The organism is Pseudomonas meliae (assembly GCF_001400515.1).
GTDB classification, from domain to species: Bacteria; Pseudomonadota; Gammaproteobacteria; order Pseudomonadales; family Pseudomonadaceae; genus Aquipseudomonas; species Aquipseudomonas amygdali.
In genome coordinates this window covers 1-12,542 of sequence record NZ_LJQT01000493.1, presented here as the reverse complement: position 1 = coordinate 12,542, position 12,542 = coordinate 1, and the positions used below count along the sequence as shown (strand labels likewise).

The following is a 12,542-nucleotide window of genomic DNA, read 5'->3' as shown; positions in this document are numbered from 1 at the left end:
CGCCTTCTGAGGTCAGGCTGGGGTCTGGGTAGCGGGGTTGCTGTGTGAACGCACCCAGGCGCAATACCCCAACTCTCGTTACCACGCTCCGCGTGGTAATGCCGTTCCGGACGCTCTGCGTCCTCTTCGGGCTACGCCTTCTGAGGTCAGGCTGGGGTCTGGGTAGCGGGGTTGCTGTGTGAACGCACCCAGGCGCAATACCCCAACTCTCGTTACCACGCTCCGCGTGGTAATGCCGTTCCGGACGCTCTGCGTCCTCTTCGGGCTACGCCTTCTGAGGTCAGGCTGAGGTCCGTGGGGTTGTAGTGTGAACGCACCCAGGCGCAATACCCCCAACTCTTGTTACCACGCTCCGCGTGGTAATGCCGTTCCGGACGCTCTGCGTCCTCTGCGTATGCTTAGCGACTGAACCGCTCGGCCAGGCTGTGCAGGTACTGCGCCATTTCTTCCAGTTCGCCGCTGATCTGCGAGCCTTGCTGCGCCTGGCTGGCACTCTCGTCGCAGAGTTGCGCGATACGGGTAATCTGCTGGCTGATGTTTTCCGCAACGTGGCTCTGTTCTTCGGATGCCGAGGCCATTTGCTGGCTCATCCCGGTGATGCGGGTCACGGACTGGCTGATGCCGTCCAGGGCCTTCTGCACGGCTTCGACGCTGGCGACGCTTTCCTGGGAGATCTGCTCGCCTTTGTTGGCGGTCTGCACCGCACGGTCGGCACCATCACGCAGCGAGGTGATGATTTGCTGAATCTGCTCGGTCGAGGACTGCGTACGGGAAGCCAGCGAGCGAACCTCATCGGCCACCACCGCAAAGCCACGCCCCTGCTCACCGGCACGGGCCGCTTCGATGGCCGCATTGAGCGCCAGCAGGTTGGTTTGTTGAGCGATGGAGGTGATCACGTCAACCACGCTGCCGATTGACTGCGTAGCGCTGGCCAGTTCACCCACTGCGTTGCCGATGTCGGTGACCGAGTTGGCCATGTGCCGAATCGCCAACAGGCTTTCATCGGCCAGACCACGCCCCTGTTGCGCCAGTTTGTCGGCTTCTTCGGCGGCGTGGGCAGTGTTCTGTACGTTGTGGGTCACTTCCTGAATGGTCGCCGCCATCTGATTGATGGCCGTGGCCGATTGATCCGCCTCACTGCGCTGCTGGTCCAGCGACTCGGCCTGACGCAACGACAGTTGCGCAGAACGCCCGGCATGCAGGCGTACGCTCTCGCCGGTATCGGCCAGGCGCGTCAGGGCAGTTTGCAGGCGGGCTTCTTCGCTGAGCATGGCCAGATCGAGTTGCGCCTGCGGGCCACGGTTGTCGCTGTAGGTCAGCGCAACCAAAGAACTGGTGAACGCTTTGGGATGTTCTTCAAGGGTGTTGCGAATGCTGCGGCGCTGACGCATTTCCAGAAAACCGCCCAGCACCACCATTACAATCGGAATCATGATGATCGAAGGCAGATCGTCGAGCAGGTAGACGCCGACAGCGAGTGCCAGGGCGCAGAGGATCATCGGTAGCTGACGAACCAAGTGATAGGCCGCCGAGCTGGTTGCCGACACCGCCGATTTGCCAGCACGCAGCCGTGCATACAGTGCTTCTGCTCGACGAACCTGGTCGCGGGTCGGCAACGAGCGTACGGATTCATAGCCGACGATTCGACCGTTTTTCATACACCGCCGTCACGTAGGCGCTGACCCAGTAATAATCACCTTGCTTGGAGCGATTCTTGACCACGCCCATCCACGGCTTGCCCTGCTTGATGGTTTCCCACATATGGGCGAACACCGAAGCCGGCATATCCGGGTGGCGCACAAGGTTATGCGGCTGGCCGACCAGTTCTTCGCGGGTAAAACCGCTCAACGCGACGAACGCATCGTTGCAGTAGGTAATGTGGCTATTGAGGTCGGTGGTGGAGATGAGGCGTTCAGATGCCGGAAAAGTCCGTTCAGTCTGCGTGATAGGCATGTTGACGCGCATTAATAATTCACTCCGTGATAATGCTTGATATGCCGGGCGTGTGCTGAAGGTGTAGCACAACCCTTCAGGGTGGCAACCGGCAGTCCTCGTGCACTGTTATCGCCCACAAAACGCAGGGCTTTAGCGACAGGCGGCAATTAGGTGGGGCGGGGAACAGCAGACGGGCATGATCGCCACGTAGGAGTTTGCGTCCTGACGAGGATGCCTGCACCATGCCGCCCCTGGACGCGACGCGACTCAAGGCACCTTTATGGCACGCAACACGACATCTGCTCTGGCGGCATTGATCCGCACGTTTCGCAGGCTACTGAGCAGGGTTGCCGGTCAGACAGCGGATCAGCAACAACATGTGCAGCCCACCAAACCCGCAGCACACTCACCGCAACCGCAAAAGCCTGTCAAAACCAGCCGCGCCAAGCGCCCGGAAAAGCGTCGTGAACCGGCCACACCAAAGCTGCCGGCAAAGCCCGCAGCGCCAGCGTGTCCGCACTGTAAAAAAACCATGGTGATCAAGGTGGCCCGGACCGGCAAGAATGCCGGTGAGTTCTGGGGCTGCGTGACGTATCCGAAATGCCGGGGCATTCGGCCGATCTTTCGTTAAACGCCAGACCGGCCACGCCTGCTCAAGGAAACAACGGGTTCAGCTGATGCCCGCCAACAGTTCCCGCGCCATGCGCCGATGCTCCTCGTCGGACTCGGCAATGACCTGTTGCAGAATTTCACGAGCCGACTCGAGATCGCCCTCCTCGATCAGCACCTGCGCCTGATTGATCTGGCTGAGCGGTGGCTCTTCAAGGTCCAGCAGGTCGAACTCTGCGTCGTCGCTCATGAAACTGTCATCGCTCAGGTCGTCAGCGGCGGCAGGTGCCACCACTTCGATGGGCTCGATGACATCGGGCTCGGAGAAATCACTGAGGAACTGCTCATCCGAGAGCTCAAAGACTTCCGGCAGTTGAGTCAGGTCCGAAGAAAAACCAGGGTCGACGTCAGCGGGCGCTGGCGCAGCAGTCGCCGCTGCTGGCTTGATGCGCGGCGGCGGGCTGTCGAACGGATCGACCAGATCCCAGTCGGCATCCATCGACAGGTCATCGAGGTTCAATTGAAACTCGTCAGCGTGCTGCGGATTCAGCGCCGCTGCGGCGGTTTCGTCCAGCTGCGCCGCAGGTTCAGGCTCCAGGTCGGGCTGCAGATAGGCGGCAGATTCTGGCTCGGGCTCGGACTTTTCGAGAGACAGCGTGGTAGCCGCGACCGCAGCGGCAGGGACGACCGCCGCCACAGGCGCAACTTCGGCGGCCTTGATTTGTGGAAAGCGGTCGCGGATGTCTTGAATGGTCTGCGGATCAACACCGTGCTCCAGCGCTGATTGCTCTTCCCGAACAAAACCGCTGCCGTCGCCCTGCTCCGCCAGCAATTCCAGCAAGCGGATGCGAATGTCATCACGCTCCGGCTGCTTTTCCAGGGCACTGCGCAGAATGCCCATCGCCTCTGTGAAGCGACCGTAGGCAATGTAAATGCTGACGCCGTCCAGCGCATCCGGCGTAGAGCCAGCCGAACGTTGCGCTGCCGGTGGTTTGGTCGCTGCCGGGGTCGGTGGTGGCTGCACCGCGGGCTGTGGCGCAACGGCGGGCACTTCGAACACCGGAAGCATGGTCGCCTGAGCAGGTTTGATCAGTTGCTCATCCGGCGCAACAGCAGGTGCTGCGGACTGTTTGCGCTGCTGGCGTCGTCTCGAATAAGCAAACGCTACAAGCAGAAGCACAATCAACACGGCAGCAAGCAGTATCGGCAGGCTCAGGAATGAATCGGTGCCTGGCGTCGGGTCAGCGGCCGGTTGAGCAGGAGTAGCCGGAGTTATTGCAGGTGCGGCAGGCGTGGCAGGTCGGGCAGCGGATTGCGCAACGGCAAGATCACTGCGCAGCGCGGTGATTTGCTTGTCCTTGCCACTCATCTGCTCTTGCAATTCTTGAGTCTGGGCTTTGAGCGCCTCCAGCGATTGAGCCAGTTGCTGGTTTTCAATGGCGGCCGCCGACAGTTGCTCGGCGGTGCGCTGCAACTCGGCAGGCTTGGGTGACGACGCCTCCGGGCTGGCGGCAGGCGCAGCGGCACTTGGCAATACAGCGGAATCGGGCAGCAACAAATCCTGGCCAACTTTAAGCGCGGAACCGGCGCCCGCCGCGAATGCCTGCGGGTTGAGCAAACGAATGCCGTCTGCCAGCTGGCTTGCCGAAACCTTGTTACCCGGCCCTTGCAAACGGCTGGCAATGCCATTCAGGGTATCGCCATTGGCAACCGTGTAATGCTTGCCCTGCACGGCGGCCGGTGGCGCGACCGGCATGCGGCTTTCCTGCGCCGAGGCCGTCGAACGTTGCGTGTTGCGGCTGCGCGTGGCGGCAAGACCTTGCGGTGAGGTGGCAGGATCAAGCAACACCGTATATTCGTGCAGCAAATCGCCATTCGGCCGCGCCAACTGGACGAGAAAACTCAGGTAGGGTTCGGTGACCGGTTTAGTGGATACCACCCGGATCACGCCGCGATCGCCGCGCAGCACAGGGGTGAAGCGCAGGTCGTTGAGAAAGAACACCCGCTCTATGCCCGCCTTGGCAAAAGCCTCGGGCGACGCAAGCCTGGCAACAACGTCTTCGTTGCTCAGACCGCCGGTCTCCAACAACTGGATCTCGGCATTCAACGGTTGGTTGAGCGCCGAGTGCAAGGTGATTTCACCCAGCCCCAGCGCAGACGCCAGCGTAGAGCAGGCCAGCAATGACGCCGCTATGACGCTCTTGCAAAACACCCCGCGCGCCCTGCGACCTGCACCTTCGACAGCAGCCAGTGAACTCTTCAGCATGCGAACCCTTATAGAAACCACAGCAGGCTTCTCACGTAATCAGTTGGACTTCAGTATCCGTTGCAAGATTATGGTTGAGAACGCCCGGCTTCGTCTCAGGATCTTTCCAGATTGGCCAGAATCTGCGAGTGCACCCGCATGCTGACGCGCAAATCTTCCTCGCTCACGCCCTCGAACAGCTCGATACGCAGCACATTGGCGATGGTTTCAATCTTTTCAATCAGTGGCAAGGCAGTATCACTGAGCAGGATCTTTTTCGCGCGTCGATCCTCGACCACTGCCTGGCGCTGAACCAGGCCCTGCTTTTCAAGACTGTCGAGCAAACGCGCCAGGGTCGGCCCTTCGACGCCCACGCTTTGCGCAAGCTCGCGCTGGGTGGGCGGCTCGGTGAACCGGGCGAGGTGCAGCAGGACCAGCCAACGCGCCTGAGACAGGCCAAGATCGGCAAGCCGACGATCCAGCTCGGCGCGCCAGCCCCGGGTGAGATGTCCGAGTTGCATCCCGAAACGGTGTTCATCAGTCAATGGCATAAGGAAACTCATGATTCAAACTAATTATTAGCGAGCTAAGCATGGTCCTTATGTTCAGGCAAGCGCGGGACGGTGACGTTTCGTCGCACGCTGTTATACCTCAAATTCCGATTGCAACGCCGCTCGCACGCAATACAAAACACCCTCCGGCACCCGCCCGGCAAATTGCTCGGCAAATTGCTCGGCAATCGCCGACACCGGTGGTAGTTCTCCTTCGCCATCGAGAAAAGCATCCTGAACCTCGCCCAACAGGTCTTCCGGTAAGTCCAGTGCCTGCTCGATGGACAGCTGCTGCTTGCCGATGGCCTCGGCCAACAGGGTGTAGACATTCTTTTCCGAGCACTGCAACTGGCCCGCGATCTGCGTGGGGGTCATGCCGGCACGCGCCAGGCTGATCAGCTCGTGGCGTACATCGGCCACCACCCGTGGTGCCTCGGCCTTGCCACTGAGCACTTCAAGAAAGGCCTCGCCGTAACGCTCCAGCTTGCGCGCGCCCACGCCGCCCACTCGGGCCATCTCGGCCATTGATCCGGGTTTGCTGCGCAGCATTTCCAGCAGGGTCGAGTCCGGGAAAATGACGTAAGGCGGCACGGCATGTTCCTCGGCCAGCTTGCGCCGCAAGGCACGCAAGGCCTCCCACTGCTCGCGCTCTTCGCCGCGCACCAGTTGGCTCGCCGGGCTGCCGGAACTGCTCTTTGAAGTGGTTTGTGGCTTGAGGTCGCGGCGCAGTTCCAGAGTAACTTCGCCACGCAGCAAAGGCCGGCACGTGTCGCTCAAGCGTAGGCCGCCATAGCCTTCAAGGTCGATGTCTGCCAGCCCGCGCGCCACCAGTTGGCGGAACAGCGAGCGCCACTCGGCCTCGGTGCGTGCCTTGCCGACCCCGAACACCGACAGATGCTGATGGCCGAAGCTTTCTACCTTGTCGTTGGATTTGCCCAGCAGCACATCGACCAGATGACCGACGCCATAACGCTGGCCGGTACGGTAGATGGCCGACAGCGCCTGACGCGCAGGCTCGGTGGCATCCCAGGTCTGCACGCCATCGACGCAATTGTCGCAATGCCCGCACGGGTTGGGCATGTCTTCGTCGAAATAGGCCAGCAGGGTCTGTCGGCGGCAACGGGTTTCTTCGCACAGGGCGAGCATGGCGTCGAGCTTGTGCTGCTCCAGACGCTTATGGCGCTCGTCGCCTTCGGAGTTCTGCAACATCTGCTTGAGCATCAGCACGTCTTGCAGACCGTAAGCCATCCAGGCATCGGCAGGCAGGCCATCACGCCCGGCCCGGCCGGTTTCCTGATAGTAGGCCTCAAGCGATTTGGGCAGGTCCATGTGCGCAACAAAACGCACGTTGGGTTTGTCGATGCCCATGCCGAACGCGATGGTCGCCACCATGATCAGCCCTTCCTCATTAAGGAAGCGTTTCTGGTTGGCAGCACGTGTTTCCGAGGGCAGCCCGGCGTGATACGGCAACGCGGGATAGCCGTTTTCACTCAGAAAAACGGCCACTTCATCGACTTTCTTGCGCGACAGGCAGTAGACGATACCGGCATCGCTACGCCGTTCGGAGAGGAACGCCAGCAGCTGTTTGCGCGGTTGTTCCTTGGGCACGATGCGATAAAAGATGTTGGGTCGGTCGAAGCTGGACAGAAAGCGCTCGGCGTTCTGCAGGTGCAGGCGCGTGACGATTTCTTCACGGGTACGCTTGTCGGCGGTGGCAGTCAGCGCAATGCGCGGCACATCCGGAAACAGCTCGGCCAGTTGCCCCAGTTGCAGGTACTCAGGGCGGAAATCATGACCCCATTGCGATACGCAGTGCGCTTCATCAATGGCAAACAGGGCAATTTGAAGGTTTTGCAGGAACGACAGCATGCGCGGCTGCACCAGGCGCTCCGGGGCGAGGTAGAGCATTTTCACTTCGCCCAGACGAATGCGGTTAGCCAGTTCGCGCTGTTGCTCGGCACTGAGGGTGGAGTTGAGTGCAGCAGCGGACACACCCAGTTCATCCAGTGTGGCAACCTGATCGTCCATCAGCGCGATAAGCGGCGAGACGACCACACAGAGCCCTTCACGCAACAGCCCCGGCACCTGAAAACACAGGGACTTGCCACCACCGGTCGGCATCAGCACCAGTGCATCGCCACCGTTGGCTACACGCTCGATAATGGCACCCTGGCGACCACGAAAGCTGTCGTAACCGAAGATGTCTTTAAGTACGCGTTGTGCCTGCTCAAGCATAAAAACCCCGGAATATCCTGCTGCACTGCAAAACGGGGGAGTATACCCGAGCGCTCGGGAGCAATGGATGGCTCCGACATGAGCGGTCGAAATTAACCGCAATTGGCCTGCGCGCTGGCGCCAAGGACGCTCAGGGCCTAGAATCCAGCATCGTTTATTTTCAAGGTAGCGCTTCCATGTCCTTCGCTGAGCAATTAACCCGCCTGCAAGTCTTCCTCGATGCAGATGAACTGCACGAAGAAGCACTGGACTACGTGGCCGCTCATGGCTACCTGACCGCCCTGTCCATCTGTGCCGAAGACGTGCCGGAGCGCGAGTGGATCGACGCGCTGTTCTCCGAGCCGCCGCAGTACAGCAGCGAGGCGCAACAGACAGAGGTCGAAGCCACGCTGATCGCACTCAAGGCACACATTGCCCGCCAGCTGGCGTCGGACGAAGAGTTCGAACTGCCATGTGATCTCGACCTGGGCGACGATCCGGATGATTCGGACCTGCGTGGCTGGTGCATCGGCTTCATGGAAGGCGTGTTCCTGCGTGAAAACGCCTGGTTCGAAAGTGCCGAGGAAGAAGTCAGCGAAATGCTCCTGCCGATCATGGTCGGTTCGGGCCTGTTCGATGAGCAGCCGGAGTTCGCCGACATTGCCCAGGACGCCAACCTGATGGACGACATGATCGTGCAAATCCCCGAAGCGCTGACCGCCCTGTACCTGCTCTGCCAGGCTCCGGACGAAAAGCCGGCGATCCTCAAGCCCCGCCACCACTGAGTCGGCGCCTATGGCGCAAGACTCACCGCGCACCAGCCGTCACCGCTCGGTGCGCTATCTGCTGATAGCGGTTGGCTGGTTGAGCGTGGTATCGGGCGTCATCGGGATATTCCTGCCGGTGCTGCCCACCACGCCCTTTCTGCTGCTGGCAGCTGCATGCTTCGCGCGCAGCTCTCCACGTTTCTACCACTGGCTGGTCGACCACCCGCGGCTTGGCCCATGGATTCGAGACTACCTTGAAGGCAACGGCATCCCGCTCAAGGGCAAGGTGTACGCAATCGGCCTGATGTGGCTGAGCATCAGCCTGTCGTGCTACCTGATCGCACAGCCTTGGGCACGAGCCTTCATGCTGACCAGCGCGGTGCTGGTGACCATTTACATCATCAGGCAGAAAACGCGCCCGCCTCGCAAATGATGCCCCGCTGCGCCCGCCAGTGCCGATGCCGATGCCGACAGGCACGCGGTTCAGACGATAACTTCTTCTTGTCTTTGCCAAACGCCTTTTCCAGCGCCTCGTTGATCGTGCGTAACACCTTGACCCTCGCCCAGCGCTTGTCGTTGGCCTCGATCAGTGTCCACGGCGCAATTTCGGTGCTGGTGCGATCCACCATGTCGCCCACTGCCTGGCGGTAATCCGGCCATTTCTTGCGGTTGCGCCAGTCGTCTTCGGTGATCTTGTAACGCTTGAACGGGATCTTTTCGCGCTCTTGAAAGCGTTCCAGCTGGGTCTGCTGATCGATGGCCAGCCAGAACTTGACCACCACAATGCCTGCGTCCGTGAGTTGCTCTTCGAAGTCATTGATTTCGGCGTAAGCGCGCTTCCAGTCGGACTCGCTGCAAAAGCCCTCGACCCGCTCGACCAACACCCGGCCGTACCACGAGCGGTCAAAAATAGTGAATTTGCCGCGCGCCGGTATCTGCCGCCAGAAACGCCACAAATACGGCTGAGCACGTTCATCCTGAGTCGGTGCAGCAATCGGTACGATAGCGTACTGACGCGGGTCGAGCGCCGCTGCAACACGACGTATCGCGCCGCCCTTGCCTGCCGCGTCGTTGCCTTCGAACACGGCCACCAGTGCATGGCTTTTCATGCGTTTGTCGCGCATGTTGCCGGACAGGCGAGCCTGCTCGGTGATGAGCTGCTGTTGGTAGTCGTCCTTGCTCAGGTGCAGGCTCAGGTCGAGGCTGTCCAGCAGGGTCAACTCATTGTCATGGATCGCCAACGGGCCAACGGTGAGCGCAGCGGGCTCGGGCTCGACCTTGTTCAGCGCGGCCTGCATGCCTTCCAGCAGCAGACGGCCGACCGTCAGGCTGCGGTAGTTAGCGTCCACGCCTTCGATCACATGCCAGGGCGCATATTCGCGGCTGGTGCGACGCAGCACCCGCTCACCGAAGCGCACGAACTTGTCGTAAGTCTTGGACTGCTGCCAGTCCAGCGGGCTGATGCGCCAGCTGTGCAGCGGATCATCCTTGAGGGTTTTGAGGCGCAGCTTCATCTGCTTCTTGGACAGGTGGAACCAGAATTTGAAGATCAGCGCGCCTTCGTCACAGAGCATCTTTTCCAGGCGCTCGGCACCGCTGATGGCCTGATCGAGCACCGCGTCCTTGAAACGCCCATGGACCCTGCCCTGCAACATCTGGCTATACCAGTTACCAAAGAAGATTCCCATGCGCCCCTTGGCAGGCAGTTGTCGCCAGTAACGCCAGGCGGGTGGATGGGCCAGCTCTTCGTCGGTCTGCTGATCGAAGGTGCGCACCTCGATCAGGCGCGGGTCCATCCATTCGCTGAGCAGTTTGACGGTCTCGCCCTTGCCTGCGCCCTCTATGCCGTTGATCAATACGATGATCTGCCGACCGGCCTGCTCGTGCAGGTCTATCTGCGCCTCCAGCAAGGCTTCGCGCAACTCGGGCAAAGCAGCTTCGTAGGTCTCGTCGTCAATGGCATGACCGATTTCAGCGGATTCAAACATGCACAACTCCTGATTGCGGATGGCTCAGAGAACGCCCGGTGGACAACCCTCAGTGAGCATTCTGACCACCGATTGCGGGCATCGGTCAATCGGCGCAGCAGTGATCGCACTTTTATCCTCGCACACGGCTAAAATGCGCCCACTGCCACCGCTGAGCCTGACATGACCATTACCCGCCACGCCCGGATAGACTGGGACGAACAAGGCAACCCGCGTTCCCGCGATTTCTCCGATGTCTACTTTTCCACCGAGTCCGGTCTGGACGAGACGCGCCATGTGTTTCTGGTCCAGAACGACCTGCGTCGGCGTTTCAGCGAGCTGCCGGAGGACGGCAGGCTGATCATTGGTGAAACCGGATTCGGCACCGGGCTGAATTTCCTCTGTGCCTGGCAGTTGTTCGACGAGTGCGCGCCCGCCAATGCGCGCCTGCAGTTCGTCAGCGTCGAGAAATACCCGCTGAGCCGCGCCGACCTGCAGCGTGCCCTGGCGTTGTGGCCAGAGCTGTCGCCGTTCGCGGGTCAATTGCTCGATCAATATGTGGCTGTGCATGAAGGCTTTCAGCGTCTGGTATTCGATGACGGCCGCGTGACCCTGACCCTGCTGATTGGTGACGCGCTGCAGATGCTGCCGCAGCTGGACGGGCAGATTGATGCGTGGTTTCTCGACGGGTTTGCGCCAGCGAAAAACCCGGAAATGTGGACACCCGAACTGTTTGCCGAGCTGGCGCGGCTGTCTGCACCGAACGCCACAATAGGCACGTTTACCAGCACCGGCTGGGTGCGCCGCTCGCTGAACGCAGCAGGCTTCAAAATGAAGCGGGTACCGGGCATCGGCCATAAATGGGAAGTGCTGCGCGGCGCGTTTATCGCCTGGCCTGAAGATGCTGCACCCTCTCCTGCCGCCAAACCCTGGTTCGCCCGCCCCGCTGCGATTGGCGGCGAGCGCAAAGCGCTGGTGATTGGCGCGGGGCTGGCCGGCTGCGCCACGGCGCAGAGTCTGGCGCAACGCGGTTGGCAGGTCAGCCTGCTGGAGCGCCACGCCGCACCGGCACAGGAAGCATCCGGCAATCCGCAGGGCGTGCTGTACCTGAAGTTATCGGCGCATGGCACAGCGCTTTCACAGTTAATCCTCAGTGGTTTTGGCCACACGCGAAGACTGCTTGAACGCTTGCAGCGCGGAGTCGACTGGGACGCTTGCGGGGTGCTGCAACTGACCTTCGATGACAAGGAAGCGCTGCGTCAGAAACAGCTGGCCGATGCCTTCCCCGAATCACTCCTGCACCTGCTGGACCAGCCTGCGGCCGAAGCGCAGAGCGGCGTTGCGCTGAACAGTGGCGGGCTGTTTTACCCCGAAGGCGGCTGGGTTCATCCGCCTGCGCTGTGTCACGCACAGGCCGCGCACGCCAATATCCGTCTGATCGCTCATCAGCAGGCATTGGAGCTGAGACGCGTCGATGATCAGTGGCAGGTCTGGAGTGACGAACAGTTGATCGACAGTGCTCCGGTCGTGGTGCTGGCCGGGGCAGATGATATCCAGAAGTTTTCGCAGAGCGCCGACTTACCGCTCAAACGCATCCGCGGGCAGATCACCCGTTTGCCGCAGACTCAGGCCAGCACGGCATTGCGCAGCGTGGTGTGCGCCGAGGGTTATGTGGCTCCGGCGCGTCTTGGCGAACATACGCTGGGGGCCAGTTTCGATTTCAACAGTACTGATCTGACCCCCAACCTGGCCGATCATCTGGACAATCTGGGGCTGTTGCGGGAGATTTCAGAAGACCTCACTTCACGCCTCGAGACCGCCGATTTGTCGCCCGAGCAATTGCAGGGTCGCGCAGCCTTTCGCTGTACAAGCCCGGACTACCTGCCCATCGTCGGTCCGCTGGCCGATCGCGAAGCATTCCTTCAGGCCTATGCTGCCCTGGGCAAGGACGCGCGCCAGGTGCCCAACATCGCCTGCCCGTGGCTGGACGGCCTGTACGTCAACAGCGGCCACGGTTCGCGCGGGCTGATCACCGCGCCGCTGTGTGGCGAGCTGATCGCCGCCTGGGTCGACAACGAGCCCATGCCCTTGCCGCGCAGCGTTGCCGAAGCCTGTCACCCCAACCGGTTTGCCCTGCGCAGGCTGATTCGTGGCGGCGGGAAGTAGCTTTATGATTGTCGTTCGGGAATGCTGGTCGCGACGCTCTGCGTAGCAAAGAGGACGCAGAGCGTCGCACGATTGAACCGCCCCGGGT

Annotated in this window: 8 protein-coding genes and 2 pseudogenes; 4 read left to right on the top strand and 6 right to left on the bottom strand. The window is 61.1% G+C overall.

Annotated features, from left to right (window positions below):
• Positions 1 to 398 precede the first annotated feature (398 nt).
• A complete protein-coding gene (locus tag ALO64_RS22925; protein ID WP_408002924.1) occupies positions 399 to 1,433 on the bottom strand; it encodes a methyl-accepting chemotaxis protein in 1,035 nt (344 codons plus the stop codon).
• 110 nt (positions 1,434 to 1,543) lie between these two features.
• Positions 1,544 to 1,965: pseudogene (locus ALO64_RS26945) on the bottom strand (PAS domain-containing protein); the annotation flags it as partial.
• A gap of 250 nt (positions 1,966 to 2,215) precedes the next feature.
• On the opposite strand from ALO64_RS26945, the gene ALO64_RS22920 reads away from it, so the two are divergent.
• On the top strand, positions 2,216 to 2,566 hold the full coding sequence (locus ALO64_RS22920) for a topoisomerase DNA-binding C4 zinc finger domain-containing protein (RefSeq protein WP_044345095.1): 351 nt from the start codon (positions 2,216 to 2,218) through the stop codon (positions 2,564 to 2,566).
• A 39-nt stretch (positions 2,567 to 2,605) separates the two neighbouring features.
• Here the strand turns inward: ALO64_RS22920 and ALO64_RS22915 are convergent, their stop codons facing one another.
• From ALO64_RS22915 to recQ, 3 genes are all read right to left on the bottom strand, one after another.
• A complete protein-coding gene (locus tag ALO64_RS22915; protein ID WP_044345094.1) occupies positions 2,606 to 4,810 on the bottom strand; it encodes a FimV/HubP family polar landmark protein in 2,205 nt (734 codons plus the stop codon).
• Between the two features lie 95 nt (positions 4,811 to 4,905).
• Positions 4,906 to 5,340: a MarR family transcriptional regulator gene (locus ALO64_RS22910; protein WP_002552570.1), complete on the bottom strand. Its 435-nt coding sequence runs from the start codon at positions 5,338 to 5,340 to the stop codon at positions 4,906 to 4,908.
• A gap of 93 nt (positions 5,341 to 5,433) precedes the next feature.
• The gene (gene recQ, locus ALO64_RS22905; protein ID WP_044345093.1) at positions 5,434 to 7,575 is read right to left on the bottom strand and encodes a DNA helicase RecQ; all 2,142 of its coding nucleotides are present in this window, start codon (positions 7,573 to 7,575) and stop codon (positions 5,434 to 5,436) included.
• A 176-nt stretch (positions 7,576 to 7,751) separates the two neighbouring features.
• Between recQ and ALO64_RS22900 the strand changes: the two genes are divergently transcribed.
• Both ALO64_RS22900 and ALO64_RS22895 read left to right on the top strand, forming a co-directional pair.
• Positions 7,752 to 8,339, top strand: coding sequence for a UPF0149 family protein (locus ALO64_RS22900; protein WP_002552569.1), 588 nt, complete (start codon positions 7,752 to 7,754; stop codon positions 8,337 to 8,339).
• 10 nt (positions 8,340 to 8,349) lie between these two features.
• Complete coding sequence (locus tag ALO64_RS22895) at positions 8,350 to 8,754, top strand: YbaN family protein (RefSeq protein ID WP_044345092.1); 405 nt, start codon at positions 8,350 to 8,352, stop codon at positions 8,752 to 8,754.
• Positions 8,755 to 8,815: 61 nt separating this feature from the next.
• Here ALO64_RS22895 and pap read toward each other — a convergent pair.
• Positions 8,816 to 10,309 (bottom strand): annotated as a pseudogene (gene pap, locus ALO64_RS22890) (polyphosphate:AMP phosphotransferase); the annotation flags it as partial.
• Between the two features lie 162 nt (positions 10,310 to 10,471).
• On the opposite strand from pap, the gene mnmC reads away from it, so the two are divergent.
• Complete coding sequence (gene mnmC, locus ALO64_RS22885; protein ID WP_044345091.1) at positions 10,472 to 12,454, top strand: bifunctional tRNA (5-methylaminomethyl-2-thiouridine)(34)-methyltransferase MnmD/FAD-dependent 5-carboxymethylaminomethyl-2-thiouridine(34) oxidoreductase MnmC; 1,983 nt, start codon at positions 10,472 to 10,474, stop codon at positions 12,452 to 12,454.
• The last annotated feature ends 88 nt before the right edge of the window (positions 12,455 to 12,542 follow it).